This window comes from Psychrosphaera sp. HA2-10, assembly GCF_055693745.1.
The window spans coordinates 1,417,026-1,443,807 of the sequence record NZ_CM146341.1 but is presented as its reverse complement, the minus strand read 5'-3'; the positions used below and the strand labels follow the sequence as shown (position 1 = coordinate 1,443,807).

Genomic DNA, 26,782 nt, shown 5'->3' with positions numbered 1-26,782 from the left:
TAAAATTATCGTTATAACAAAGGAGCGCCGTCCAACATGGTGGTAGATAAGGTCAAGAGTCACAGTAAAACTAAACATATATTGTTAGTTGATGACGTTAATTTAATGTGCCAATTTTTAAATGAAACTCTAAGAGTGATTCCTAATGTTGAATGCCACACCGCTTCTCGTGTAACCACCGCTGATACGATATTACAACGCTATGCCATTGACCTTGCCATAATAGACTTAAATCTTCCTGATGGTTCTGGTTTAGACATAGTGAAAAAAATTAGAAAAGGGGAGTGTAAAGGAGAGCATGATATTCCTATTCTGATTTTTTCTGGAAATACATATAAACAAGCTGTAAAAGAGTGTTTGCTTTTTCAGGTAAGTGACATCGTTGCTAAACCAATAATTGCTATCGAATTAAGAAAAAGAGTTGAGAATCACTTAAATTCGCAAAAGAAAATTAATGCGCCAGAGTACTATTGTGAAATAGATAAAAAACTCCTCGCTGACGCACCACCTAAAGTGAATAAGCCATCGACTTCAGTTGTGAATGCAACTCAAGAAAACATTGCAGCAAAACGCGTTAGAGCGGAAACAACAAAGGAAGATAGCGTAAATCAATTTATCAAATGGCCAAGCGATGCCACTACGGGTTTTCATCAGATTGACAGGCGCCTAAAAGATCTTTGTTTTCAGCTTAACCATTTTCATTTTTATAGAACAGAAAAAGATGTTTATCCGACCGCAAAAGAAGATATACAAAAAATATCAATGTGTATGGACGACTTGAACTTTGCAATTAGGCCGATAAAAGCAGCCAATCCAAAACTGCCGATATGGAAGTCATTTGCGGAAAGAATAAAATTGATAGAAGAACTGCCTTTCCAAAAGTATTCCACGCCAAGGATATCACCGGAAAATAAGACATTTTTTAGTAAGAGTTTGAGGACCGCATGGATGGGTATATTAACTAAACCAATTATCCAAAAAAAGAAGTAACCGTCTATGAAAAAAACATTTTGTGTTGACGACTTAATAATGAACTTTGAAGGCTTACCTGAAGTTATGCTAATCGATGCACTTGAGTCCTACTGCAGTGAAGCTCAGGTTTATATTAATGAGCTTAGATCTGCAGATACAGAAACCTCTGTTAGACATGCACATAGCGTCAAAACCATGTCTAAAATGGTAGGTGCTCGTTTTATGGCGACAATATGCGAAGAGTTTGAAAAGTCCGAAGGGAATGGAAAAGTAAAGAAAGAGCATATTTTGGCACATTGGCCTGAAGTTAAGATAGAAATAGAGACATACGTTGCGAGTTTGAAGTATTAAAAGATTTTATAATACTTATGACCATTAAAAAATTAATGGTTGCGGGAGCCGGATTTGAACCGACGACCTTCGGGTTATGAGCCCGACGAGCTACCAGACTGCTCCATCCCGCGTCAGTAGACTGAACGTTTATATTAAATTCGTCTGTTCAGGACGAATGGCTTCCAAACTAAATTGGTTGCGGGAGCCGGATTTGAACCGACGACCTTCGGGTTATGAGCCCGACGAGCTACCAGGCTGCTCCATCCCGCGCCAGTAGACTGAACGTTTATATTAAATTCGTCTGTTCAGGACGAATGGCTTCCAAACTAAATTGGTTGCGGGAGCCGGATTTGAACCGACGACCTTCGGGTTATGAGCCCGACGAGCTACCAGGCTGCTCCATCCCGCGCCAGTAGACTAACGTTTTATTTAGCGTCTTTCGTTTACCAAGACGTTGCATCTGCACCCTGTGCTTCAGCGAGGTGCGTATACTAACGACTTAAAATTTAATTGCAATACCTGAATTAAAAAAACTGTAATAAATAGGTCTTTTGAATAAATTTGCTATAATGTCTGCAAATTTTCTAAGTTTAGTGATTATGCCAAATTTTATAGCCTTAACATCTGCGGGAATAGAACCGCTTTTAGCCGACGAATTAATAGAGTTAGGTGCCACTGATGTGAGCCCAAGACTTCAGTCTGTTCAGTTTTCCGCCACTTTTGAAACAGCAATTAAAATCTGTTTTTGGTCACGATTAGCGACACGTGTAATGAAACACGTTATCGATATCAGTGGCAACACCAAAGAAAAAATATATGACGGTGTTATTGGCTTTGATTGGCACCCTTACTTTATAAAAACGAACAGTTTCTCAGTGGAGTTCGTTGGAACCGATAAAAGTATAAGAAATAGCCAATTTGGTGCGTTAATCGTTAAAGACGCAATTGTCGATAATATTAGAGAAGAAACAGGCAAACGCCCTGACGTGGATAAGTCTGATCCGGATCTTAAAATACACGCTCGATTATTTAAGGGACGTTGTAATGTGTTTGTCGATTTTTCTGGTTCTTCATTACACCAGCGCGGTTATCGAGTTGAACAAGGCGCCGCACCGTTAAAAGAGCATCTCGCTGCAGCAATCATAAAACGAAGTGGATGGGATCAGAATAGTCCGTTTGTTGACCTTTTTGCTGGGTCTGCAACGCTGTTAATTGAAGCCGCTATGATGCACATCAAAAGAGCGCCAGGCTTAAACAAGCGAACGTTCCCATTTGTAAAACACCCTGAATTCTCTGTAACTAAATATAATGCGATACGCCAAGAAGCGATTGATGCAGAGGTATCTGCATCGACTCAATTTATCGGCTTCGAAATATCAAACTATGTAATTGGTAAAGCTGAATCAAATATACAACAAGCTGGCTTAGAAGAAGTTATAAGCATAAATCAGCAAGATGCAGCGAATGCAACAGTAAGTAAAAAGATCAAACCAGGCTGGGTTGTATCGAATCCCCCTTATGGCGAACGGATTGGCGATGCAATAGAGTTGTTATCGTTATTTAAGCGTTTGGGTCTTAACCTCAAAAAGAATTACGAAAATTGGCATGTTTCACTATTAACAGGACAGACATTACTTCTTAAATTACTGCGACTGCAAAAAAGCCGAGAATTTAAATTAAAAAATGGTCAAATTGAAACTGTACTCGCAAACTATGAGTTAACGCCGCAACAATGTGAGCTGTCAGAAAGTGCATTAAGCGGCGAGTATTACTTGTCAAAAGATGGCCAAGCGTTCTCAAAACGCGTAGACAAAAACTTAAAAAGACTTAAAAAGTGGGCGAATAAAGAGGGCATCACTAGTTACAGAGTCTACGATGCTGACATTCCTGAATATAACGTCGCCGTTGATTACTATGACGGTCGAGTAGTAGTGTATGAGTATCAGGCACCTAAAACCGTTAAAGAAAGCGTAGCGGAAATTCGTTTACTCGATATATTGAGTATCCTTCAACAGAAGTTCGACTTAAATGCTGAAAACTTTTCCATTAAAGTGCGAAAAGCACAAAAAGGTAAAAAGCAGTATGAAAAAGAAGATAGTAAGTTTCATCGCTTCGCAGTAAATGAGTTTAATGCTCAATTTTATGTCAATATTCACGACTACTTAGATACGGGCCTGTTTCTTGATCATCGCTCTACTCGTCAAGAGTTTGCAAGCTGGTGTAGTGGCAAAAGTGTGTTGAATTTGTTCTGTTATACAGGCAGCGTATCTGTGCATGCTGCACTTAACGGAGCTAAACGAGTTACTAGTGTTGACATGTCCAATACATATTTAGATTGGGCAAAGGATAATTTTGCGTTAAACAAAATCTCTGAAAAAGGCCACTATTTTCATAGAGCGGACTGCCTAGATTGGTTAGCAAAATCGCGAGATAAATTTGATCTTGTGTTCCTTGATCCTCCTTCCTTTTCAAATTCAAAAAAAATGGATCGAACTTGGGATGTGCAGCGTGATCACGTTGAGATTTTAGAGCTAGTAAAAGAACGATTGACACCTGGTGGCGCAGTATTATTCTCAAACAATTTAAGAAAGTTTAAATTGGAACAAGAAGCTATTGAGGCACTAGGTTTTGATATACAGGACATCAAAGAGAAAACCTTGCCAGAAGATTTTAAGCGAAACCAGAACATACATCACTGCTGGAAGTTAACACTTAAAGATAATGGCTAGTTTATATCTTTTATCAACGGCGGGTTGCCATTTATGTGATACCGCCGCACATATATTAAATGATCGTCATATAGAATTTGAACTAGTGGATATAATAGACGATGACCAACTAGTCGCACAGTATGGTGATAAGATTCCCGTTTTAATTGCTCAAGGAGCAGAACAAGCTTTGTTCTGGCCGTTTGATGCATCACAGATAACCCAATATAAAGAGTATTATGGAATTAGTTAGACTGAGTAACGCCCAATTAGCTTTTGGTAGTCATCCGATATTAAATCATGTCGATTTTCAAATTAATGCAGGTGAACGTGTTTGTATCGTCGGTCGCAATGGTGCAGGTAAGTCGTCATTACTAAAAGTTATCAGTGGTGATCAATCGCTAGACGATGGACGGATTCAATTTGTTAATGATGCAACGGTAGCTAGACTAGAGCAGGATCCGCCAAGAGGCCAACACGGTACAGTTTTAGAATTTGTTAGTGCAGGGTTACAACACGTTAAAGACTTGATGAATGAGTTTAATGATGTCGCAATGAAAGTTGCGGAAGATGAATCATTAATGTCGAGAATGGAAAAAATTCAACAAGAAATTGATTTGCACGAAGGTTGGACGTTAGACCTAAGGATATCTCAAACTTTAACGACGTTAGGTTTGTCACCAGAACAAGATATTAATAAATTGTCAGGTGGCTGGTTACGAAAACTGGCACTTGCTAGAGCGTTAGTTAAGCAACCAAATATTTTACTTTTAGATGAGCCTACAAACCATTTGGACATAGATGCCATTGCTTGGTTGGAAAGCTTTCTAAAGGAATTTAAAGGGGCAATCGTATTTATTTCTCATGACAGGGCATTTATACGAGCTATGGCCACTAGGATCATTGACTTAGACCGAGGTAATGCGACTAGCATCGTCGGAACATACGATTATTATTTGGAAGAAAAGCAACGATTATTGGAAGTTGAAGAGCAGCAAAATGCTTTGTTTGACAAAAAACTTGCCCAAGAAGAAGTTTGGATTCGCCAAGGTATAAAAGCACGTAGAACTAGAAATGAAGGCCGAGTACGAGCACTTAAAGATTTGAGGGTGCAAAGAAAAGGGCGTATCGAAGCCCCAACAACTGCAAATATGTCGATACAACAAGGTGAAAAGAGCGCTAAAAAAGTATTTGAAGCGAAAGACATCAGTTACTCTATTCCGGGCAAAACATTAATTAATGACTTCTCTTGTTTAGTAATGCGAGGAGACCGTGTAGCGTTAGTTGGTCCTAACGGAGTTGGTAAATCTACTTTAATCAAGCTTTTGTTAGGAGACATAGCGCCAGAACAAGGAATTATACATATTGGCGAAAACTTAAATGTTGCCTACTTTGATCAACACCGTTTAGCGCTTGATATGGAAAAAACAGTTCAAGACAACGTAGCTGACGGTAAGCAAGAAATTGACTTTAACGGTTCATCGCGTCATGTGCTTGGTTATTTACAAGACTTCTTATTCCCACCAGCTCGTTCACGAACACCGGTAAAAGCGTTATCAGGCGGCGAAAAAAACCGATTATTATTAGCCAAGCTTTTTGTTAAACCATCAAATGTTCTTATCCTTGATGAACCAACAAATGACTTAGACGTGGAAACACTGGAATTATTAGAAGAGCTGGTCGCAAACTATCAAGGTACTGTTTTATTGGTGAGTCATGATAGGGAGTTTATTGATAATACAGCGACCACTATTTGGGCATTTGAGGGAAATGGTTATATCAATAAGGTTGTGGGTGGCTACGCAGATTATCGAGATTACCTTGGGCGGATTGAATCAAATGACAAAACTAAAAATTCCGATGCTGAAAAAAAATCTCAACCAAGTATAGTAAGCAAGTCAGTAAAAGCTTCGAACAAGAAAAAACTTTCATATAAAGAGGCTCGCGAGTTAGAATCGTTACCAAAGTTATTGGAATCTCTAGAGAAAGAGATAGAAGAGGCGCAACTAATAGTAAATTCGCCTGACTTTTTTAAGAGTAGTAGTGATCAAACACAAAAAGCATTGAACCAATTAGCTGAATTAGAGTCGAAGATGGAAATTGCCTTCGCACGATGGGAAGAGCTAGAAGAACAACAACAAAATCAATAGGTAGTATTTATTTTGAACAAGGTGAAATTTTCTAAAACTGCGATTGCAGTCGCAACGTTACTTATAAGTACTGCATCTCATGCAGCTAAATATAAAGTTGTAGAATTATCAGTTGCTCCAGATTACAGGCAGAGTTTTGGTATCGCTAATAACGATGTAGGTGATGTATTAAGTATTTCAAGGGACAGTGTAAATTTTCCGTTTTACTTTGATGTTTTGTCGTCATCAATACACTCCACTTTGAGAGCAAATTGTGGTGTGTCCCAAGAAGAATTAGATGCCGAAGCGTTAGATGCTTCTTCGGCAGCATGCTTAAAGTCAGAGTTAGCCCGAACGTCTCCTGCTTCAACAATCTATGCCTATAATTCGGCCTTTCAAAAAGTGGGTGATATAAAAACAAGCTACTTTGGAAATAATTATGATAATGGCGTGCTTAATTTAGTTGATCAAATAGATGAACGCCTTGGCACTTATACAAAAAGTAATACTGAGCAGTTATCTAATATTAACAATTCGGGTGTAGCCGTTGGTACTGTATCAGCGCCATATGTTTATTCAACAGTTGATATAGAAACAACAGAAGGAGAGTTTACTCCAACGATTCTCTTTTCTAGAGAATATGGCAAAAGAGCAGTATTACTGGCCAATGGAGAGGTCTCTACAATCGAGCCAACAAACACGACATATGGTGGCGCTTCAAGCGCATTTGATATCTCAGAAACAGGATATGTATCAGGTATTCAATCTATTGGTGTGACAGATACTTTTACCACGCAAATAGAAACGGGCTGTGAAGACTCCAATTTACCTCTAGAAATATGTCAGTGGAGTTATACCGTCCAGGGTAATGTATTTAAATTGCGTCCTGTAGTTTGGAAACTTGATTCCAATAATTCGGTTATAGAAACAACAACATATGATTTAGCCTTTGAACCGACAGAGGTGCAAACTGGCAATTATACGGCATATGCAGCGGCAGTGAATGATGCTGGGATCGCCGTAGGTTATGGTGATGCACCACTTTTCAACTCTTCAAGTGCGACCGCTGTAGCAAAGTATCCTTTAGTATTTGCTAATGGCGAAACTAAGCATATTTTATCAGAAAGTGATGGCTATGATGCTGGTTATGCTGTTGATATCAACAATCAAAACTTAGTTGTAGGTAAGGTTCAAAAGTTTTTTGACGGCCAATTTAACGACACATTTTTTGTTTATGACTTAAACTCGGATACTCTGGAGTTTCCAGTCGTGTTTTATAAAGGTAGCCAAGCAATTGGTAATTCCATTAACAATAATGGAATCGTTGTAGGTGAAGGCGAATACGAGGTTACAACAGCAAATCAACGTCGTAAACATGCGTTTATCTACAATGCTATTAGTAAAGAGTTTAATGATATTAACGATTTAACTGAGTGCAGCTCAACTTATGAGATAATTGAAGCTCGTGACATAAATAACAATAATGAAATTGTAGCAACAGCTCTAAAGACAGTGGAACAAAGAGATGCGTTAGGCGAGGTCGTTAAAGATGACTCAGGTGCCGTCGTAACCGTAGAAGTCCCAGTTGCTGTTTTATTAGAGCCTATCGATGGTGGCTCAGTTGATGTATGTGCAGAAGACGTATCGGCACCTTATGAGCGAAAAGGTTTTGCTAATAGCATTTGGTTAATTTCACTTTTAGGTGTATTTGTAGTTATTAGACGCCGATTTTTATAACTCTTTAATCTATGTATTAAGCCCATGTATATCATGGGCTTTTTTAATTGTGACGAATTTATTGCAAATAAACAGTTGATCATAATTCTGTAATTTACTATTCATATACATAGGCACTGACGAGAAAAAGGTATTTATTCAAATCAGTGCTCGTATAACAATAAACAAAATATAGAGGTTATGCCTATGAAAAGACAAAAACGTGATCGCTTAGATAGAGCTCATTCGCAAGGTTATAAAGCAGGTATTACTGGACGGTCTAAAGAAGCTTGTCCATATCAATCTCAGGATTCTAAATCGCAGTGGCTTGGAGGGTATCGAGAAGCCATAGGTGACAAAAACTATGGTTTGTTTAAATAGTTAATATGATAGCCACAAAAAAGCTCGTAAATAACGAGCTTTTTTATTGAATTAGATATACGGACTTAAAATGACGATGTGTCAGTAAACAAACCGACTTTTAAATCTTTTGCTTCGTAAATTACTTTACCATCAACAGAAACAGAACCATCAGCTAAACCCATAAACAGTTTTCGTTTAATAACGCGTTTTAAGTCTATTTTATATGTAACCTTGGTTGCAGTCGGTAAGATTTGACCGGTGAACTTTACCTCACCCACGCCTAAAGCTCGGCCTAATCCGGGGCCACCAGACCAACCTAAAAAGAACCCAACTAATTGCCACATAGCATCTAGTCCAAGACAGCCAGGCATTACAGGGTCGCCTTTGAAATGACATTCGAAAAACCACAAATCTGGGTTTATATCAAGCTCAGCAATGATTTGTCCTTTGCCGTATTCACCACCGTCATCAGTAATGGAAATGATTCTATCCATCATTAACATATTATCAGATGGTAAGCGGCTATTTCCCGGTCCGAATAGCTCTCCGTTACCGCATGCAATTAAATCGTTTTTATCGTAGCTATTTTTCTGTACCATATTGTTATTACTTATTTCCACTAAGATTTAGAGAACTGGTAATTTAGCTTACACTTGTACGCTAAACAACTCTGAACAGTGAAATAGTCACTGATATCTTAACTTTAGGTCAATAGAATGCCGTTAACAAACGCAGAAAAACAAAAACGTTATAGAGAGCGTAAAGCTCAAGCAGGAAAGAAAGAAGTAAGAGGGTACTTGACCGAACCGGCTCAACAGTGTTTGGAGGATATTCGGCAACAAACTGGCTGGGATGACAGTACTATATTATCAAACGCATTAAGATTGACTTACGCAGCCCAAAAGTGTGGCCAAGTTAAAATATTAAATAACTGGTTGTTAAAAAATAGTAAATAAGCATTACATCGCTTTGTTGATCACCTGGTAGGCTGATAAAAGCGCTTTAAACTGTTCGCTCGAACCGCCTCTGTCGGGATGTAATGTTAGACTCTTTTTCTTAAAGACCGTCTTTAGCTCCCTCTTACTTGGCATGCTACTAAACTGGAACAGCGATAAAGCTGCAGTCAACGTATTTTGATAATGATTGTTATAGCGGTCCCAAAATGAATCGAACAGAGCATCGACGTCCCTTTGCTCTATATCAAAATTTTCCCAATCTAAATAAAACGCCTGAAGTTTATCGTCACCGATTGCAGGCATATTGATTTCATTGTTTTTAGATCCTGAGACTTCTTTATCAGTTTTCAACATGACAAGTTTTATAGCTAAAGCGCTAATATGTATTGTAAAGTTACCTTGTTTCTCTCCCTCGAGTTTTAGGCGATACAGAGAGTTAAATACAATAAAATGGGTGTGAAAAAGCGACAAGGAGTGGCTTAAAGCATTTTCTGAAAAAATCTCATAAGGTTTTAATTGCAGTGTTTTTATTAATTCAAATTCAGATAATGTTTGCTTAGTAATTATTTCAAATATAGATGCATCAAGGTACGCTAACCTTGATTCATCTATATTAAGCGGTGATACATCAGATTTCATAGACTAAAGGGTCAGTAATTCCATTTTTAGCGAATGCTTCTAAACGTTCCTGACAAGCGCCACAAGTCCCACATGCTCTCTCTCGGCCATTATAACAAGTCCAAGTTAAGCTATAATCTAAGCCCATTGTAATCCCGTCAGCTAATATCTCTATCTTGTCATTATTAATGTAAGGGACCGTTATATCGACTGGTTCATAGTTTGCAATGGCAGATACATCTTGCATTTTTTCTACAAACTCAGGCCGACAGTCAGGATAAATAGCATGGTCTCCAGAATGTGCGCCGTAGTATACTTTTGTTGCGCCAAGGCTAACGGCGTAGCCAATTGCCAGCGATAACAAGATCATGTTTCTATTTGGTACTACCGTTTGTTTCATACTATCCGCTTCATAGTGACCGTCGGGAACGTCTATATCATCGGTAAGCGAAGAACCCGCTATAATAGAATTGATAGCACTAATATCGACAATTTTGTGGTTAATTTTTAATAAATCGCACGCACGTTTCGCATATTCAACTTCTTTAACGTGACGTTGCCCGTAATTAAAGGTGAGGGCATACACATCATAACCATCTTTTATTGCTTTATTTAAAACAGTGTATGAGTCCATACCACCAGAGTAAATGACCACGACTTTTTCAGTCATAAAAAATCCTATTTAGAACCAAACATTTTATGTTCAAGTTTTGTTATACTTTGCGATTAACAGATTTTAATGTATTCGGCGCCAGATCAAAAGGTAACTATTCTTAAACTATAGAATAACCTGTGGTGTTTTATTAGGTTGGGTATGACAACATATAAAATAAATGAGTTTTTTGAGACAATCCAAGGTGAAGGCCAATATACTGGCACAGCTGCGATTTTTATTCGACTTCAGGGATGTCCAGTGGGTTGTTCGTGGTGTGATACAAAACACACTTGGAACGTGGACGGCGATAAGGAAATAACATTAAACAATGTTATTGAAAAGAATAGTGAAACTGAACAATGGGCAGATGCTAGTGCAGAACAACTACTCAGTTTTATACAGTCGCAAGGTTATCGCGCCAAACATGTAGTGATTACAGGCGGCGAGCCAGCTATGTACGACCTAGTGCCTTTATGTGATTTATTACATAATAATGGTTATTCGACACAGATAGAAACAAGTGGCACTTTTGAACTGAAAGTTCCTGATTTAACTTGGGTTACTGTGTCTCCAAAAATTAACATGGCCGGTGGTTACGAAGTGTTAGCTAATTGTATGGCGAGGGCTAACGAGATTAAGCACCCGATAGCCCGAGAGAAGCATGTCGAGGAGTTAGAGCAGCTAATTGCCAAAGCGCCGATAGCCGATAACGCGCTTATATATCTACAACCGATTAGTCAAAAGGCATCAGCAACTAAGCTAGCAATAGAGACCTGCAAAGATAAAAATTGGCGCCTATCAGTGCAGGTTCACAAATACATAGGTATTAGCTAATATTTTCTTTTAAGCTTTATTAGTTGCGTTTTTCATACTGCTTACAAAAGTTGCTAGCGATGATAATAGCTCAGTTTGATTGTTAAGGTTTTGCTCTATTATCTTAACAATGGCTGAGCCTGAAATTGCACCAGTTGCACCAGACAAAATCGCTTCTTTCACCTGCTCAGGCGAGGAAATACCAAAACCTAGAACAGGAGGTGCAGCTTGGTATTCGATTAGCTTATTAATCATAACCTCTGGCGGCATATTGGCTTTTGTTTCGGCGCCAGTAACGCCTGCACGACTCAACAAATATGTATAGCCACGAGAATATGAAGCAATTGCCCGTAATGTTTCATCGGTTACGTGCGGCGGTACAATAAATACAGCTTCAATTCCGGCATTCTTTGCTGCTAACCTAAAAGGTTTGCTTTCCCTTACAGGTACATCGGCCACTAAAACAGAGTCAACCCCGGCCTCAGCGCAGCTTTGATAAAAGCTAGACAGGCCTTTCGCCATAACTAAATTACTATAAAGCAACAAGCCGATTGGTGTGTCTGGAAACTCGTCTCGAACTTTTCTAATAATATCTAAACAGTCTTGAGTTGTAATTTTATGTTCTAACGCACGAATGTTGGCTTTTTGAATCGTTGGCCCGTCCGCAATTGGATCTGAAAACGGCAGACCTAACTCTAATGCATCTGCACCAGATAAAATTAATTGGCGAATGATTTCATGGCTTCGCTCAAGCGATGGATCACCAACGGTTACAAATGGAATAAAAGCTCCTTGTTTTGCGGCTTTTAATTCATTAAAAAGTTTACTATATCGGCTCATTTTAAGCGTCCTTGTTTTGTTCGGCTAATACCGCATGAACGTGGGCAAGATCTTTATCGCCGCGCCCTGACAGATTGACCAAAATAACTTGTTCTTTACTAGGATTTTCGTTTGCTAATTTTAGTGCATAGGCAAGTGCATGAGAGGACTCAACAGCTGGGATAATACCTTCTTTTTTAGCGAGCACTTGAAATGCTTCTAACGCTTCATCATCATTAATTGCAACATAGTCTGCTCGTCTAATTGCTTTTAAATGTGCATGCTGAGGACCAACGGCAGGGTAGTCTAATCCCGCAGAAATTGAGTATGATTCCTCAATTTGCCCATCTTTGTCCTGCATTATGTGGGTATATGCACCGTGTAGTATACCGGTGGAGTCGATACCCTTGTCAATTACTGCCAATGCAGCTCCGTGTAAACCGCTATCTAAACCTTTACCACCAGGCTCTACGCCGATAAGTTGAACACCGTCTTCTGGAATGAAGTCATTAAACATACCAATAGCGTTAGAGCCGCCTCCAACACATGCCATTACGATGTCTGGAAGTTTGCCTTCAGCTTTCAAAATTTGCTGCTTGGATTCTTCACCTATCATTTTTTGAAAATCGCGTACTATCGTCGGGAATGGATGAGGGCCTGCAGCTGTGCCAAGTAAATAGTGACTTTCTTCATATGTAGAAGCCCAATCACGCATCGCTTCATTAACTGCATCCTTAAGCGTACCTGAACCTGAATTAACTGGAATAACTTGTGCGCCCATTAACTTCATTCTAAACACATTGGGTTGTTGACGTTCGATGTCTTTGGCGCCCATGTAAATTCTTGCTTCTAATCCCAGTAACGCACAAGCTAAAGCGGTTGCTACACCGTGCTGACCGGCTCCGGTTTCGGCGATGACACGTTTTTTACCCATTCGCTTGGTCAAAAGCGCTTGGCCTAATACTTGGTTAGTCTTGTGCGCACCACCGTGCAATAAGTCTTCACGTTTAAGGTATATTTTTGTTTTTGTACCCGCCGTCAAATTCCTACATAACGTAAGAGGCGTAGGGCGACCAGCATAGTCCTTTAGCAGCGCATTAAACTCACTATGGAATGCGTCATCGTCCATCGCTTCAATGTAGGCTTGTTCTAATTGCTCAAGCGCAGGTACAAATAACTCAGGTACGAACATACCACCAAATTCACCGAAATAAGCCGGCAGGGTCTTTTTAATCGAATTCATGTTGTTCCTTTAGAGACGTTGTACGACTCGTTATTTTAGAAAATACAGTATTTATTTTTAATGTTGATTTTTGTCCAGGTGAATCTTCTAACCCTGAATTAAAATCTAAACCGATAACAGGTAGTGATAGTGCAGAACTAAAGTTATCTTGGTTTAATCCGCCCGCTAAAAATATTTTAGGAGATGTAAAATCTTCTTTTAAGGCCGCGAGCACTGACCAGTCAAAAGTTGTTCCTGTTCCGCCTAATTCACCACTATCACTTTTTGCATCTAAGACAATTTTATCTACATTTGGCCATTTATTCGGTAAAGCCTCACCCGCAGCGATAGAAATAGCTTTCCAAATTTCTATACTATGGCCTGACTTTGCCAGCGCCTCTTTAATAAGGGTTATGTAGCTATCGTCCTCAGTACCGTGCAATTGAATTGCACTTAGTGGTAAATGCTCGACTAATTGCAATAAAAAATCGATCGGTTGATTTTGTACAACAGCAACAATATTTAAACGGTTTAATGGATTGTTAGTTGTGGAATTGGCCGATGTGACAATTTCTTTTGCTTGTTCAAGGCTTATTTGCCTTTTACTGCCTTGTGCGAATATAAAACCTGCGTAACTAGCTCCCGCGTTCGCAATATCATTAATTTGTTGTATATTCGTTAATCCACAGACTTTATGTTCTCCGCAGGTAAGCTTTTGACAGGCTCGCTTTATGTCCTGTTCGGCCATCAACGAGCTACCAACCAAAAAGCCATCAACTAAGCTCGACAATTGATTTATTTGTTGATGGTTATAAATTCCTGACTCAGAAATAAGTAGCGTGTTTTGTTTTTGTGAAGAAGAAGCGTTCTGCCTAAACACTTCCTCGAGTAACACCGTTTGTTTTAAATCGGTTGATAAGTCTCTTAAGTTTCGATTATTTATACCTATGATGTTAGCTTCGAGTTCAATTGCTCTCAACATCTCTTGCTCGTTACTAACTTCGGTTAATACATCAAGACCTAAACCGAAGGCAACATGTGAAAGCTCTTTATACTCGTTATCATTCAGTACTGATAACATAAGAAGTACAGCATCGGCACCGTAAAAACGAGCTAAATAAACTTGATAAATATCAACAAAAAAATCTTTACATAATATTGGCTGAGTCATTAGTTCTCGCACTTTTGGAAGCCTTTCAAAGTCACCTTGAAAGTACTTTTCATCAGTAAGAACTGAAACACAACTTGCGTAGTCTTTATATGCCGCACAGATTTCTTCTAAATCAAATCGCTCACGAATTAAACCTTTTGACGGACTGGCTTTTTTTACCTCTAAAATAAAACCACGCCCATTCTTTTGTTTGTCTTTTTTTATAGCGTCGAAGAAGCTTCTTGTTGAATTTGTCAAACCTGAGATAAAAGTTTCCAGCGGTAACGATGCTTTTCGGTTTGATACTTCTTCGCGTTTATCAAGAACTATCTTTTCTAATACATTCATTTTGCTATCCATTAACCTCTATTTGCAATGTCTACAAAATTTGTGAGCGTCGTAAGTGCTTGACCTGAAGCTAGCGCATCTTGAACTTGATTTGCAGCGTCTAAAAGTGAGTCCGCTCTATTAGTTAGTAATAGTAACGGTGCGGTATTAATTATTACCGCAGCGTTATGTGCTGGAGAACCTTCACCTGCGAGCACTTGACGAATAATACTTGCGTTATGCGCTGGTTCACCACCCACCAAATCTTTCACCGTATATCTTATTTGCCCGAAGTCTTCTGGCTTAACCGTAAATTCTGATATTTCACCATCGATTAACTGAACGACTTTCGTTTTATCATGGACTGCAATTTCATCCATACCAGCACCGTGAACCACCCATGCTCGTTTTTTACCAAGTAACTTCAAAGATTCTGCCATAGGGCGGCATAGATCTGGATCGTACACCCCAATAATACAAGTCGTCGCCTTAGCTGGATTAACTAAAGGACCAAGCGCATTAAAAATAGTGCGAGTTCGTAAAGTTTGACGAACTGGCATCGCATGTTTAATACCTCGATGATAATGAGGCGCCATTAGGAATGTTAAGTTTGATTCAACTAAACATTTTTTTGCCACTTCAGGCGTCATATCGAGGGGTACACCAAGTTCTGAAAGTACATCAGCAGATCCTGTGCTAGACGAAACCTTTCGATTGCCATGTTTTGCCATTTTTAGACCCATACTAGCTGCAACAATGGCACACAACGTACTTATGTTAATGGTATTGGTACCATCGCCACCTGTACCGCAATTGTCTATCGTGTCGAAGTCTAAAGATGGAAAAGGCACCGCATTATCGGCTAACGCCATTGCTGCCCCGGCAATCTCCTCGGCTGTTTCACCTCGAACTTTTAAAGCGCTGAGTAAAGCAGCCAACGGAATGTCATCCATTTCTCCATTTACCACATCGGTAAACAATTTGTATGTTTGTTCTTTTGTTAGAGAGCGATTTGTCATCGCTAGATGAATAAGGTCCAATTGTACTGTGTTCATATTATTGACCACTTTCCTTTAATAAATAGTTAATACTTTGCTCTAGCAGTTTCGCTCCGAGCGTTGTCAAAATTGATTCCGGGTGGAACTGAAAACTAAGGATCCGATTATTTTCATCAATAAACGCCATTGGCATATTATTGTAATGCCCGATCACCATTAAATTATCAGGAACGCTAGTCGCCACTAAACTATGATAACGAGCTACAGTGAGATTTCTTGGTAAACCATCAAAAATAGGGTGCGCTTCACACTGAATCACTGACGATTTCCCGTGTACTGTTTCGCCTGCTAAACCAACTTTACCACCGAAATACTCCGCAATTGCCTGATGTCCTAGGCAAACACCAAATATCGGAACTACACCGCTTAATGACTTTAGTAAGACACTCATGCAAGGTGAGTCAGAAGGAGTGCCGGGGCCAGGAGAGAAAAACAGAATAACTGATTGACCAGCTTTTTGTAATTCAAACACCTTTGATTCTATCGTTTGTTTCGACACTGTATTTCTATATACGGTAACTTTATGATTTAGTTTCTCTAATTCATCAACTAAATTGTAGGTAAATGAATCTTGGTTATCGATAAAGACGATGTTAGCCATTTACTTTTCTCCTTCGTTAACACTTCGATTTGCATTTAGCACTGCTTTAATAACTGCTCTAGCTTTATTACTAGTCTCATTAACTTCAGACTCAGGGTCAGAATCAAACACGACACCAGCACCAGCCTGAACAAAAGCTTTACCGTCTTTAACAAATGCACTTCGAATTACGATACAAGTATCCATGTCACCACGACCGTTTAAATAACCCACAGCACCGCCATAGCTTCCACGTCTTGTTTGTTCTACTTTACGGATTAGTTCGGCTGCTTTAATTTTTGGCGCGCCTACCAAGGTGCCCATATTCATGCATGCTTGATATGCATGTAATGCATCTAAATCATCTTCTAACTCACCAATGACACGGGAAACTAAATGCATTACATAGGAATATCGATCTACTTTTAAGAAGTCTTTTACATATCGTGAGCCGGTTTTACTTATTCTCGCAACGTCATTACGTGCTAAGTCGACAAGCATGATATGTTCAGACACTTCTTTTTTGTCATTTCTCAGGTCCAGCTCGATTCGTGAATCCAAATCTTTATCTATTTTGCCTTTGTTATCAAAGCCTCGAATACGCGTACCAGCGATTGGATACACCTCTACATTTTTTGACTCCGCATCAAACTTTAATGCGGACTCCGGTGATGCACCAAATAATTCAAAACTAGGATGTTTTAAATAAAACATATATGGACTTGGATTATCGGCTTTTAGCTGTTTGTAAGCGGACATAGCGTCGGAGCAATCAAGCGTAAAACCGCGTGAAGGTACCACTTGAAAGACGTCACCTAGAATAATATTATTTTTTAAATTAGTGACAGTTTCTTTGAAATTTTTGTCAGAGATATTAGGCACTGCAGAATCAAAATTAACATCAGAGTAGGTAGTAGGGGTTGGTTCCGTGTGTTCAATAGAATTTACGCTACTTTTAAGATGTTCTAGTCTACGGCCAATGGCGAAACAAGTTTGATATACACTATCGCCACTAAATACATTACCGATCAAATCCGTCGATTTTTTTTGGTGGTCAATGACCAGCATAGTTTCAGCAAGATAAAACGAATAATCGGGACAAGTATTAAAACCATCAGGAACGCTAGGAAGTGTCTCAAAGTTAGCGATCATGTCATAAGCAAAAACACCACCTAAGAATACTGAAAATACGTCCTCTTCATTGTGAGAAATGTTTTTTATAACAGCGCGTAACACTTCAAAGGCATTTAACTGCTTTAGTCTAGCTCTTTCATCAGTATCTAAACCGTTACTTTCAAATGTAAGCTCTAACGTATGTTCGTTGCGTGTAGCCTGAACTTCTTGACTGTCACTGCTATATAATTCGGAATTAAAGATAGAGTACAGATAGTCTATCACCGCGTTGCCATTTTCAGATTTAGCCGTTGCGATTACTTTGTGTCCATAACACTCAAAAACAACTGCAGCATCAATGAGCATCAAACTTTTTAAATTATCTTTGCTATCGATTTCGGCAGATTCCAATAACAAACTATGCTCGCTGTTGTCTGCTAATTGTTCAAAAGCAATGGTCGGTGATGCTACATATTTGCACGGCATAACTAGGCTAGTTGCTTCACCTGGCTTGGTTTTAATTTGACTAAATAACATCTTTTACTCTTTCTATTAATATTTCCGAAATGCAGGTATAAAAAAACCCGCAATAAGCGGGTTTGTTTTTTGAAATTAGTATCTTAAAAGTTAGATACAGATCATCCACCCGCGTTAATTAGGAATGCTCCACCAATGCCAGCTGCGAGTTGAATGTAAGTTTGTCATCTGATTATCTTTCTACTTTGTTTAAGAGCGTATATAAAAACGCGTTTTATAGCTGGTGTCAATGATAATTTTAATCAATAGCGGTAGTTACGGCAGTATGTCATAATACCGGGATGAAAAGCATGCATAAAAATGAGATCGCGTTAAAGTATGATCTCCATACACACACTACTTGCTCCGATGGGGTGTTAAGTCCTACCGAATTAGTATTTAGGGCGGATAATAAACAAGTAGATATATTAGCGATTACGGACCATGACAGTCTAGCGGCACTCGCAATTGCACAAGAAGAAATTAAATTAAGAAGTCTAAAAGTTAGGCTTGCTTCGGGCGTTGAAATATCAACAAGATGGCATGGTTTTGAAATTCATGTAGTTGGTCTTTGTATTGATACCCAAAATGAGACACTTAATGTTTCGTTACAAAAGCAACAACAACAACGTGAAGGTCGAGCTGAACGTATCGCACAAAAACTAGAAAAAAAAGGTATTTCAGGAACGTTAGAGTTGGCCAAAAGACATGCCAGTAATGGAGTGATAAGCCGCACTCATTTTGCAAAAGCGTTAATGGAATTAGGCGCTGTGAATACATTTGATCAGGCTTTTAAAAAATACCTCGGCAAAGGCAAGGGTGCATACGTAACGCCTGAGTGGATGAGTGTATCCGATGCGGTTGAATTAATTCGTGCTGCAGGCGGCATATCAGTAATAGCTCATCCAGTTCGTTACGACATGTCTAATAAATGGTTACGAAAACTAGTGGCAGAGTTTGCAAGTGTTGGCGGTGATGCGTTGGAGGTAGGATTAACTCAAATGAGCCCAGACCAACGAAGGTTTATTTCTGATATTGCAAAAGAACATAGTCTATACAGCTCACTTGGATCTGATTTTCATGCTCCAACAAGGTGGACAGAATTAGGGCGAGGTCTGCATTTAAGTGAAAACTGTATACCTGTTTGGCAACATCCAAGCTGGCGCTTAGCCTAAATAGTAAAATTGAGATAACAAGAGAACAACATGAGCCAATTTTTTCACATACATCCAGATAATCCTCAGGGGCGCTTAATTAGCCAAGCTGTCCAAATTATTCGTCAAGGCGGAGTGATTGTATATCCAACTGATTCTGGGTATGCCATTGCTTGTGCTCTGGGCGATAAAAAGGCAATGGATAGAATTGTTCAGATAAGAAAAATAGATAAGAATCATAATTTTACCTTGGTGTGTAAAGATTTTGCAGAGATTTCAAATTTTGCTAGGGTGGATAATCAAGCCTTTAGGGCGATACGTGCACATTCTCCTGGTCCGTACACGTTTATTTTTAAAGGCACTAAAGAAGTTCCAAAGCGTGTATTAAATGAGAAACGCAAAACAATCGGGATACGTATTCCAGATAACAAAATAGCGCTAGCTTTGTTAGAAGAACTCGGTGAACCTCTAATGTCCACTTCGTTACTATTGCCAGGCGAGGATTTTGCAGAGTCGGATCCAGAAGAAATTCGTTTTAGGATCGAAAAACAAGTAGACCTAATTATTCACGGCGGTTACCTCATTGAAAAGCCAACTTCTATAATTGACTTTTCTGAGGGTGAGCCTCAAGTTATTCGTCACGGTGAAGGTGACGTTAGTTTATTTGAATAAGATGAAAACTGAGTTAGATACAACGCAAATGATTCAACAAGATCTTCCCTTAGCGTTAGTGAGAGGAGAAATTGTTATAGAACGTCCACAAGATTTGTTTATACCTCCAGATGCAATGGAGGTGTTCTTGGACGCTTTTGAAGGACCACTAGATTTTTTGTTGTATCTAATTAAAAAACAAAAGTTTGATATTGTCGATCTGCCTATTTTTGAAATAACACAACAATATATGAAGTATGTTGAGTTGATGCGCGATTTAAAACTTGAATTGGCTGCTGAATACTTAGTCATGGCGGCTTTACTGGCAGAGATTAAATCAAGATTGTTGTTACCAAAACACGATGATCTTCAAGAAGAAGAACATGACCCGCGGGCTGAGCTGATTCGTAGACTGCAACAATATGAAGTTATAAAATCTGCAGCCATAGATTTAGATAACCTTCCACGTTTAGAAAGGGATCACTGGATCGTTTCCGCATTACCTCCAAGTGACATGGAAATACAGATAGAATTACCTAGTATAGATATTCAAGAGTTGGTCATGGCGTTTCAAGACATCATAAAGCGTGCGAATGCTTTTCAGCATCATGAAATATCTAAAGAGCGCCTTTCCACAAGAGAACGAATGTCACAGATATTAGAAAAATTAAGGAATAACCGCCAATTTTTCCCTTTTGAACAACTGTTTGATGTTAGTGAAGGAAAAGCGGGTGTAGTAGTAACATTTTTAGCAATTTTAGAATTAGTAAAAGAGTCCATGTTAGACGTCGTTCAAGCTTCGGCTTTTGGTGTTTTGCATGTAAAATACAAAGGAGCAGACCTTGAGTGAAATAAAAGTAGGTCTATTTTCTAAAAACCAATTAAAATCTATTATAGAAGCTGTTGTATTTAGTCAACGAAAACCAATTTCAATTGCACAAATTCAAAGTTTGATTTTTCCTGATGACAACATCAAAAAAGTGGATATTGAAGCAGCGTTAGAGTTATTGAAAAAAGATTATAAAAACAAGTCAATAGAGTTAGTAGAATTAGCAACAGGTTTCTGCTTTCAAACTAAACAAGAGTATGCACCTTGGGTTAGTCGTTTGTGGCATGAAAAACCTGCAAAATACAGCAGAGCGTTATTGGAAACCCTTGCGCTAATTGCATACCAGCAGCCAATTACTCGCGGTGAAATAGAGGATGTTAGAGGCGTATCTGTAAGCTCTAGCATTATCAAAACATTAATTGATCGAGAGTGGATAAAAGTAGTTGGGCATAAAGAAGTCCCAGGTCGGCCATCCTTATATGGAACGGATAAAAACTTTTTAGATTATTTTGGATTAAGGTCATTGTCTGAACTTCCGACCTTAATGGAGCCAGAATCCATTGAACTAATTGCCGGTAGGTTAGAAAAAGAATTAACACATGACGGTGATTAGACGTCGTTATGTACAAATTAAATAGTAGAGAAATTATATAAATGAGTGAAAAACTACAAAAAGTATTAGCACGCTGCGGTGTTGGCTCGAGACGTGAAATGGAAACGTATATTTCAAGTAATAGAGTCAGCGTAAACGGCAACGTTGCCAAACTTGGCGATCGTGTTGAAGGTACAGAAACAATTAGAGTTGATGGCCATATTGTTGATATTAGATCGCAAGAAGATGAAATTTGTCGTGTAATTATGTACAACAAACCAGAAGGTGAGATGTGTACACGTAAAGATCCAGAGGGTCGCCCGACTGTTTACGATCGTTTACCACAGTTAAAAAATAGTCGATGGATTGGTATTGGTCGTTTAGACGTTAATACGTCAGGACTTTTATTGTTTACCAATGACGGCGAGTTAGCTAATCGATTAATGCACCCGAGTTATGAAGTAGAGCGTGAGTATTCGGTGCGTGTATTTGGTGAAGTTACGAATGAAAAACTTCATAATTTGACTAAAGGTGTTGAATTAGAAGATGGGATGGCAAAATTTGATCGTGTTAAAGCTGAGCGTAATTCTGATGATGAAAGTAAAAACAAATGGTTCAGCGTAAGCCTAAAAGAAGGTCGTAATCGAGAAGTACGCCGTCTATGGGCGTCACAAGAGTTAACGGTTTCACGGTTAGTGCGTGTAAGGTACTCCGAGATAAAACTAGATAGACGTTTAATCCAAGGTGGCTGGAAAGAACTTGGTTTGGACGAGTTAAATCAATTACGTAAAAAAGTTGGTCTAGACAGAGAACTACGCGAATTTAACCCGAATATACAGAAAGATACCGCGCAGACCAGACGTGTAGCCCATGCTCGAATTAAACGAGCAGTTAAAAAGCATAAAATGCGTCAAGCGAAACAAAAATAACTTTTAAAGCCCCTAAAATTAGGGGCTTTTCTATTCAGGGTCTTTATATTGTTCGTAGATGGACACAAATTCTTCATAATTTTCAATAAACAATTTGACTAATTCGGGGTCAAATTTAATACCGGACTGCTCAACAATAAATGAGTTAACGGTCGCCTGATCCCATGCTGGTTTGTAACATCGTTTACTCATTAATGCGTCAAACACATCAGCAACAGCAGTAATTCGTCCATAAATGTGGATGTCGTTCCCTTTTAAGCCAGTTGGATAGCCAGAGCCATCCCAATTTTCATGGTGTTGTCCAGCAAGTATCGCTCCTGCTTGAAATATCGGTTTCTTTAAATGGTTTAATGTATTAAAGCCAACTTCAGCGTGGGTTTTCATTATTTCCCACTCTGAATCAGTGAGTGGACCAGGCTTATTTAATATACTGTCAGGAATTGCAACTTTACCTACGTCATGTAGTGGAGAGGCAAAAAATAATTCGTCACATTGCGCTTCACTTAAGCCATATTTCTGTGCCATTAACTTTGAGTACATAGCAACGCGACGGACATGATTGCCAGTCTCTTTAGAGCGAGACTCAGCTAACTCGCATACTGAATAAATAATGTCTTTTTGGGTCGTAGATACTTCATCGTAAAGTTCGATATTTTCCAGCGCTATTGCAACATTCTTACAAAATAGTTCAATTAAAAAATAATCTGAAGGGGAAATGTCTGTGTTCCCCCTAATGGCCAGGACAAGCCGTTTTTCGCCATAAGAGTTCGTAAAGACTATTCGGTTATTCTCCGTGAATAACTCACTTCCCTGATGATACTCTGTGATTGACGTTAACTCAGTAATGAGATCATTCTCATCCTCTATGTTTGGGTTTTGATTTCCCGACTTTACTGATGCTAAAACATTTACCCTCGATGAGTCTCGTGTTGCCATTACAGCATCATATTCCATTAAAACGAGATCATTATCGACATACAGAATAGCAGCAAGCTGCTCAAGCGCGCCCTGCGCAAAACCCTGTATAGAGCTTTTTTCCAAAATACTTGCAGTTGCATCGATAACTTTTTCAAGGCCTTTTCGATGTTTGTCGAGAGCAACAATATCGCGATAAGATCGAAGTGCGGTATATAAGATTGAGTGTAGTTTATTGGCTGTTAGCTCAGTTTTTTCGTTGTATCCGTTAATATCGTATTTTTCGATAACTTCCATTTCTGGCGCTTGCCCAGGTTGTCCGGTTCTTAGAATAACCCGTACATTATTATTATTTAATTCGTTTCTAATATAGTTTACTGTTTTTAATCCAGCATCATCGGTTTCCATTACGACGTCTAATAATACCAATGCAATGTCGTTATGATTAGCGACAATTTGGCACGCTTGTTCGCCAGAATATGCATGTAAAAAATGCAAAGGACGGCTGGCAAATTCAAAATGACTTAATGCAATTTCAGTAATTTGATGAATACTTGGTTCATCATCGACGATGAGAATATTCCATGGTTTAAGTACGTCCTTCACTTGATGTTCATCTACAGGCGCTTCTGGAGCGAAAACAAAAGAGGTGTTTGCACCGTCATTTGACATACTTTCTTTGTCCTTAACATTAAACATCGGATGATGTGCTATTTTTATAATATTGTCGGTGTCCATAACACTATGACTACTATTAATTTAATAGGCGAGGAAGGTGAATTTGTCAATATTTTCAAGAACTCTAATTTTTGTTATTGGTACATCTATGTTTGCCCTTATTGTTCTGATTTTCCTAACCGTAAACTTCAGTAAGTCATACATAAATGAAAATCTAAACGAGCGAATAGAGGCGTTAGTAAGAAGCCAAGAGATAAAGGTTGAACAGTCCCTTGATAACTTGGGAGAACTCGCTTTTAGTGTTGCCAATAACTCCCAACTTGCTGTTAGTGTTGGCAACTTTATAAATGACGAGTCACCAGAGAACTTTGTAGCAATTCGTAAGCTTCTTAACGACTTGATGGAATCGTCAGGTATGTTAGTAAAAATTGATATTTTGGCAAAGGACGGCAAGATTATATCGTCGCTAGGAGAGTTAAATAATTTAGTGAAAGGCGAAGATTTAATAGTGAAGAGCAATAAAGCGAATTATGGCTTTCATCGTATAAGTAAATCTTTTGTTGGAAAAACGTACTTACATGTTAAAGAACCAATTTTTGTAAACGCACAGCTAATCGCCGAGATCGATATCGTCATAGACATGACTTCGTCAATAGAAACTTTTTATGACAATGCAGGCTTTGGTGATGATGGTTTTACGCAGGTCTACACCGTTAGCCAAAGTGGCGAATGGATAGCGCTATCGGACTTGGCGGTTGTTGAAGATTTAAAACCAAGTATTTTAATAAACCAAGTTAAATATGACGGATTTCTTAGTAATATTCTAAACACTAGACAACCTTTGATCACTATCGAAAAACAAATTCCCGGCCGAGCATTGGTGGTTTCAGTAAATATTGCAAGCGCAGAAGTATTTAATGCGATTGATACCTTTTATCTCTATTTATTCTCAGCCTTTGTTTTAGTTATGTTAATAACGTTGTTTATTGGATTTACATTCAGCCGACAAATTACTAAGCCAATAACGTATTTAAATAATAAAGTAAGTGAAATAGCCACCGGTAAAAAAAATATAGAAATTGATTATCATCACAAAGACCCATCAGAAATAAAAACGCTATCTTACAATATTGAGATAATGGCAAAAAATCTGTGGCACATGAATCAAGGTCTTGAGGATATAGTAAATGAACGGACTGCACAGTTAACAAAACTAAATGAAAGTCTGGAACTCACAGTTGCTGATCGAACAAAAGAATATCAAGAGGCGAATAGCTCATTATTACAAGCGTTAGAAGAATTACACGACACCAAAAACGAGCTAGTAAAATCGGAGAAAATGGCCTCGCTAGGGGAGCTTGTCGCAGGGGTTGCTCACGAGATAAATACACCGTTAGGAGTTGCAGTAACGGGCGTAAGTCAGGCATTGTCCCAACTTAAGCAACTCGAAAAATTAAAAAATACCGGCACGCTAACGGCAACGAGCTTTGATACTTATATTACCGAGTCAAACAAACTTCTGTTATTGATGACAGATCAATTAAATGTCGCATCGAGTTTAATAAAAAATTTCAAGGAAGTAGCGGTTGATCAGAATAACTTCGATATACGAACCCTGAATCTATATGAGTATTTAGATAAAATATTTGACACTGTGCGCCCAAAATACCGACCAACAAAGGTGGATCTAAAACTCAATTGTCCGACCGATATAAACATTTCAACTCGGCCTGGTGCTTTTTCCCAGGTTATCTCAAACCTCTTGATTAACGCGTTAATACACGGATACGAACAAGGCGATGTGGGTTGTGTCGAAGTAAGATGCAAAGAACTTGAGGATATATTAATAATAAAGGTTATTGATGATGGAAAGGGAATTAAACCAGAGTATCTCGCGCGAGTTTTCGACCCTTTTTATACAACAAAACGAGGTCAGGGTGGCAGTGGATTGGGCTTGAGTATTGTTTACAATATAGTTAACGAAGCGTTGAAAGGAAAAATTACGGTTAAAAGTACAGAGAAAAAGGGATCTCAGTTTATTATTGAGATCCCAAAGCAAATTGAAGGAGATAAAGTCTAGCTTTGCAGGTCAATTGATTGACCTTGTATATCTAATGTTAAGTCAGACATAAGTTGTACATAAGTCGCAATTATATCGGCTGGTGTTTTTAAAACAGTTACGTCTTCACCAGGATAAGCTTTAGCTCGCATTTTTGTTTTAGTCGCACCAGGGTTAATTGCATTAACACGCATTCCTATGTGGGCATATTCATCACTCATTGTTTGCATTAGGCCTTCAGTGGCAAACTTTGAAAACGCATATTCACCCCAAAAAGCGCGGCCTTTTTTCCCGACACTACTGCTCGTGAAAATTACCGAAGGGTGGGGAGCTTTTTTGAGAACTGGGATAAGTGCTTGAGTTAAAAAGAACGTTGCCTTGAAATTAACTTTCATTACTTTATCAAAGGAGTCTTCGTTAATGTGTTCTATAGGATTTAACGAGTTTAATATTGAGGCATTGTTAAGCAACCCATCTAACCGGCCGAACTGATCAAGAATAGTTGCCGCCATGTCTTGATAGTTTTTTACCGTAGCGCCTTTCATATCTAAAGGAACAATCGCCGGTTGTTTACCACCGTTATCAATTATTTCATCGTAAACAGCTTCGAGTTTTTTTACTGTTTTGCCGAGTAATATAACTTCTGCACCATACTCAGCGAAAGTTATTGCAGCTTGTCTCCCGATACCGTCTCCGGCACCGGTTACTAATATAACCTTGTTATTTAACAGCGTTTTATCTTCAGGAAGTTGATCAAGTTTCATAAAATATCGTTATAAAAGAATTTAAGTAGCAGTATGTTACAGGTCATCAAGGTTAAATTCATTAGTAGATGCAAATTTTTACATTGATTTTGACGCTAATACTAGCTTATTGTTTTTTTCTAATGTAACTTTGACTGGTCTAAGCTGTTAATAATGTCCCGAA

Annotated in this window: 26 protein-coding genes and 3 tRNA genes; 15 read left to right on the top strand and 14 right to left on the bottom strand. The window is 38.7% G+C overall.

All coding sequences use genetic code 11. From position 1 onward, the window contains the following. Window positions 1-36: 36 nt before the first annotated feature. Window positions 37-990, top strand: a complete 954-nt coding sequence (locus ACZ1GV_RS06580) for a response regulator (RefSeq protein ID WP_472675773.1) — start codon at window positions 37-39, stop codon at window positions 988-990. Between the two features lie 6 nt (window positions 991-996). Then, a complete protein-coding gene (locus ACZ1GV_RS06575; protein WP_472675772.1) occupies window positions 997-1,323 on the top strand; it encodes an Hpt domain-containing protein in 327 nt (108 codons plus the stop codon). A gap of 36 nt (window positions 1,324-1,359) precedes the next feature. Here the strand turns inward: ACZ1GV_RS06575 and ACZ1GV_RS06570 are convergent. The 3 genes from ACZ1GV_RS06570 to ACZ1GV_RS06560 all read right to left on the bottom strand — a co-directional run bounded on the left by ACZ1GV_RS06570 (window position 1,360) and on the right by ACZ1GV_RS06560 (window position 1,714). Continuing rightward, window positions 1,360-1,436: transfer RNA gene (locus ACZ1GV_RS06570), tRNA-Met, on the bottom strand. 62 nt (window positions 1,437-1,498) lie between these two features. Next, window positions 1,499-1,575, bottom strand: a tRNA-Met gene (locus ACZ1GV_RS06565). Between the two features lie 62 nt (window positions 1,576-1,637). Beyond that, a tRNA-Met gene (locus tag ACZ1GV_RS06560) sits at window positions 1,638-1,714 on the bottom strand. A 190-nt stretch (window positions 1,715-1,904) separates the two neighbouring features. On the opposite strand from ACZ1GV_RS06560, the gene rlmKL reads away from it, so the two are divergent. The 5 genes from rlmKL (at window position 1,905) to rmf (ending at window position 8,239) form a co-directional block, all read left to right on the top strand. After that, window positions 1,905-4,034, top strand: a complete 2,130-nt coding sequence (gene rlmKL / locus ACZ1GV_RS06555) for a bifunctional 23S rRNA (guanine(2069)-N(7))-methyltransferase RlmK/23S rRNA (guanine(2445)-N(2))-methyltransferase RlmL (RefSeq protein ID WP_472675771.1) — start codon at window positions 1,905-1,907, stop codon at window positions 4,032-4,034. Further along, window positions 4,027-4,266 carry a glutaredoxin family protein gene (locus ACZ1GV_RS06550; protein WP_472675770.1) on the top strand — a complete coding sequence of 80 codons (240 nt, stop codon included), beginning with the start codon at window positions 4,027-4,029 and terminating at the stop codon, window positions 4,264-4,266. The genes rlmKL and ACZ1GV_RS06550 overlap by 8 nt, the downstream gene beginning before the upstream one ends. Further along, window positions 4,253-6,163 carry an ATP-binding cassette ATPase Uup gene (gene uup, locus ACZ1GV_RS06545; RefSeq protein WP_472675769.1) on the top strand — a complete coding sequence of 637 codons (1,911 nt, stop codon included), beginning with the start codon at window positions 4,253-4,255 and terminating at the stop codon, window positions 6,161-6,163. The genes ACZ1GV_RS06550 and uup overlap by 14 nt, the downstream gene beginning before the upstream one ends. A 21-nt stretch (window positions 6,164-6,184) precedes the next feature. After that, entirely contained in the window at window positions 6,185-7,879 is a 1,695-nt protein-coding gene (locus ACZ1GV_RS06540; RefSeq protein WP_472675874.1) for a DUF3466 family protein, read from the top strand. Between the two features lie 186 nt (window positions 7,880-8,065). Further along, window positions 8,066-8,239 carry a ribosome modulation factor gene (gene rmf / locus ACZ1GV_RS06535; protein WP_210559432.1) on the top strand — a complete coding sequence of 58 codons (174 nt, stop codon included), beginning with the start codon at window positions 8,066-8,068 and terminating at the stop codon, window positions 8,237-8,239. A gap of 65 nt (window positions 8,240-8,304) precedes the next feature. Here rmf and fabA read toward each other — a convergent pair whose 3' ends face one another. Further along, window positions 8,305-8,820, bottom strand: a complete 516-nt coding sequence (gene fabA / locus ACZ1GV_RS06530) for a 3-hydroxyacyl-[acyl-carrier-protein] dehydratase FabA (RefSeq protein WP_472675768.1) — start codon at window positions 8,818-8,820, stop codon at window positions 8,305-8,307. A gap of 117 nt (window positions 8,821-8,937) precedes the next feature. Here fabA and ACZ1GV_RS06525 point away from each other — a divergent pair, with 117 nt between their 5' ends. Further along, complete coding sequence (locus tag ACZ1GV_RS06525; RefSeq protein ID WP_210559434.1) at window positions 8,938-9,177, top strand: hypothetical protein; 240 nt, start codon at window positions 8,938-8,940, stop codon at window positions 9,175-9,177. A gap of 3 nt (window positions 9,178-9,180) precedes the next feature. Here ACZ1GV_RS06525 and ACZ1GV_RS06520 read toward each other — a convergent pair whose 3' ends face one another. After that, on the bottom strand, window positions 9,181-9,816 hold the full coding sequence (locus tag ACZ1GV_RS06520) for a DNA-J related domain-containing protein (RefSeq protein WP_472675767.1): 636 nt from the start codon (window positions 9,814-9,816) through the stop codon (window positions 9,181-9,183). Beyond that, a complete protein-coding gene (gene queC / locus ACZ1GV_RS06515) occupies window positions 9,806-10,465 on the bottom strand; it encodes a 7-cyano-7-deazaguanine synthase QueC (RefSeq protein ID WP_472675766.1) in 660 nt (219 codons plus the stop codon). The genes ACZ1GV_RS06520 and queC overlap by 11 nt, the downstream gene beginning before the upstream one ends. A gap of 144 nt (window positions 10,466-10,609) precedes the next feature. Here queC and queE point away from each other — a divergent pair, with 144 nt between their 5' ends. Further along, window positions 10,610-11,284 (top strand): 7-carboxy-7-deazaguanine synthase QueE, encoded by a 675-nt coding sequence (queE, locus tag ACZ1GV_RS06510; protein ID WP_472675765.1) that lies wholly within the window; start codon window positions 10,610-10,612, stop codon window positions 11,282-11,284. A gap of 9 nt (window positions 11,285-11,293) precedes the next feature. On the opposite strand, the gene trpA is transcribed toward queE, so the two are convergent. Genes trpA through ACZ1GV_RS06480 form a run of 6 tightly spaced genes read right to left on the bottom strand, consistent with a single transcriptional unit; the run spans window position 11,294 to window position 18,069 of the window. Next, window positions 11,294-12,103, bottom strand: coding sequence for a tryptophan synthase subunit alpha (trpA, locus tag ACZ1GV_RS06505; RefSeq protein ID WP_472675764.1), 810 nt, complete (start codon window positions 12,101-12,103; stop codon window positions 11,294-11,296). Window position 12,104: 1 nt separating this feature from the next. Further along, entirely contained in the window at window positions 12,105-13,325 is a 1,221-nt protein-coding gene (trpB, locus tag ACZ1GV_RS06500) for a tryptophan synthase subunit beta (protein ID WP_472675763.1), read from the bottom strand. Further along, complete coding sequence (gene trpCF, locus ACZ1GV_RS06495; RefSeq protein ID WP_472675762.1) at window positions 13,312-14,802, bottom strand: bifunctional indole-3-glycerol-phosphate synthase TrpC/phosphoribosylanthranilate isomerase TrpF; 1,491 nt, start codon at window positions 14,800-14,802, stop codon at window positions 13,312-13,314. Before trpCF ends, trpB begins: the two co-directional genes overlap by 14 nt. Window positions 14,803-14,813: 11 nt before the next feature. Continuing rightward, on the bottom strand, window positions 14,814-15,836 hold the full coding sequence (gene trpD / locus ACZ1GV_RS06490) for an anthranilate phosphoribosyltransferase (protein ID WP_472675761.1): 1,023 nt from the start codon (window positions 15,834-15,836) through the stop codon (window positions 14,814-14,816). A gap of 1 nt (window position 15,837) precedes the next feature. Then, window positions 15,838-16,440: an aminodeoxychorismate/anthranilate synthase component II gene (locus ACZ1GV_RS06485; protein ID WP_472675760.1), complete on the bottom strand. Its 603-nt coding sequence runs from the start codon at window positions 16,438-16,440 to the stop codon at window positions 15,838-15,840. Further along, complete coding sequence (locus ACZ1GV_RS06480) at window positions 16,441-18,069, bottom strand: anthranilate synthase component 1 (RefSeq protein WP_472675759.1); 1,629 nt, start codon at window positions 18,067-18,069, stop codon at window positions 16,441-16,443. A 290-nt stretch (window positions 18,070-18,359) separates the two neighbouring features. Between ACZ1GV_RS06480 and ACZ1GV_RS06475 the strand changes: the two genes are divergently transcribed. From ACZ1GV_RS06475 to rluB, 5 genes are read left to right on the top strand one after another with little or no spacing between them, the layout of a single operon-like run. Continuing rightward, window positions 18,360-19,223, top strand: a complete 864-nt coding sequence (locus ACZ1GV_RS06475) for a PHP domain-containing protein (RefSeq protein WP_472675758.1) — start codon at window positions 18,360-18,362, stop codon at window positions 19,221-19,223. A gap of 30 nt (window positions 19,224-19,253) precedes the next feature. After that, window positions 19,254-19,874 carry an L-threonylcarbamoyladenylate synthase gene (locus tag ACZ1GV_RS06470; protein WP_210559445.1) on the top strand — a complete coding sequence of 207 codons (621 nt, stop codon included), beginning with the start codon at window positions 19,254-19,256 and terminating at the stop codon, window positions 19,872-19,874. 1 nt (window position 19,875) lies between these two features. Further along, window positions 19,876-20,703: a segregation and condensation protein A gene (locus ACZ1GV_RS06465; protein WP_472675873.1), complete on the top strand. Its 828-nt coding sequence runs from the start codon at window positions 19,876-19,878 to the stop codon at window positions 20,701-20,703. Continuing rightward, complete coding sequence (gene scpB / locus ACZ1GV_RS06460) at window positions 20,696-21,295, top strand: SMC-Scp complex subunit ScpB (RefSeq protein ID WP_472675757.1); 600 nt, start codon at window positions 20,696-20,698, stop codon at window positions 21,293-21,295. The genes ACZ1GV_RS06465 and scpB overlap by 8 nt, the downstream gene beginning before the upstream one ends. Window positions 21,296-21,336: 41 nt before the next feature. Continuing rightward, entirely contained in the window at window positions 21,337-22,203 is an 867-nt protein-coding gene (gene rluB, locus ACZ1GV_RS06455; protein ID WP_210559446.1) for a 23S rRNA pseudouridine(2605) synthase RluB, read from the top strand. A 30-nt stretch (window positions 22,204-22,233) separates the two neighbouring features. Here rluB and ACZ1GV_RS06450 read toward each other — a convergent pair whose 3' ends face one another. Further along, on the bottom strand, window positions 22,234-23,856 hold the full coding sequence (locus ACZ1GV_RS06450; RefSeq protein ID WP_472675756.1) for an HD domain-containing phosphohydrolase: 1,623 nt from the start codon (window positions 23,854-23,856) through the stop codon (window positions 22,234-22,236). A gap of 37 nt (window positions 23,857-23,893) precedes the next feature. Between ACZ1GV_RS06450 and ACZ1GV_RS06445 the strand changes: the two genes are divergently transcribed. After that, complete coding sequence (locus tag ACZ1GV_RS06445; RefSeq protein ID WP_472675754.1) at window positions 23,894-25,876, top strand: ATP-binding protein; 1,983 nt, start codon at window positions 23,894-23,896, stop codon at window positions 25,874-25,876. Here the strand turns inward: ACZ1GV_RS06445 and ACZ1GV_RS06440 are convergent. Then, on the bottom strand, window positions 25,873-26,619 hold the full coding sequence (locus ACZ1GV_RS06440) for a YciK family oxidoreductase (RefSeq protein WP_472675753.1): 747 nt from the start codon (window positions 26,617-26,619) through the stop codon (window positions 25,873-25,875). The two genes, ACZ1GV_RS06445 and ACZ1GV_RS06440, sit on opposite strands and share 4 nt — an antisense overlap. Between the last annotated feature and the right edge of the window lie 163 nt (window positions 26,620-26,782).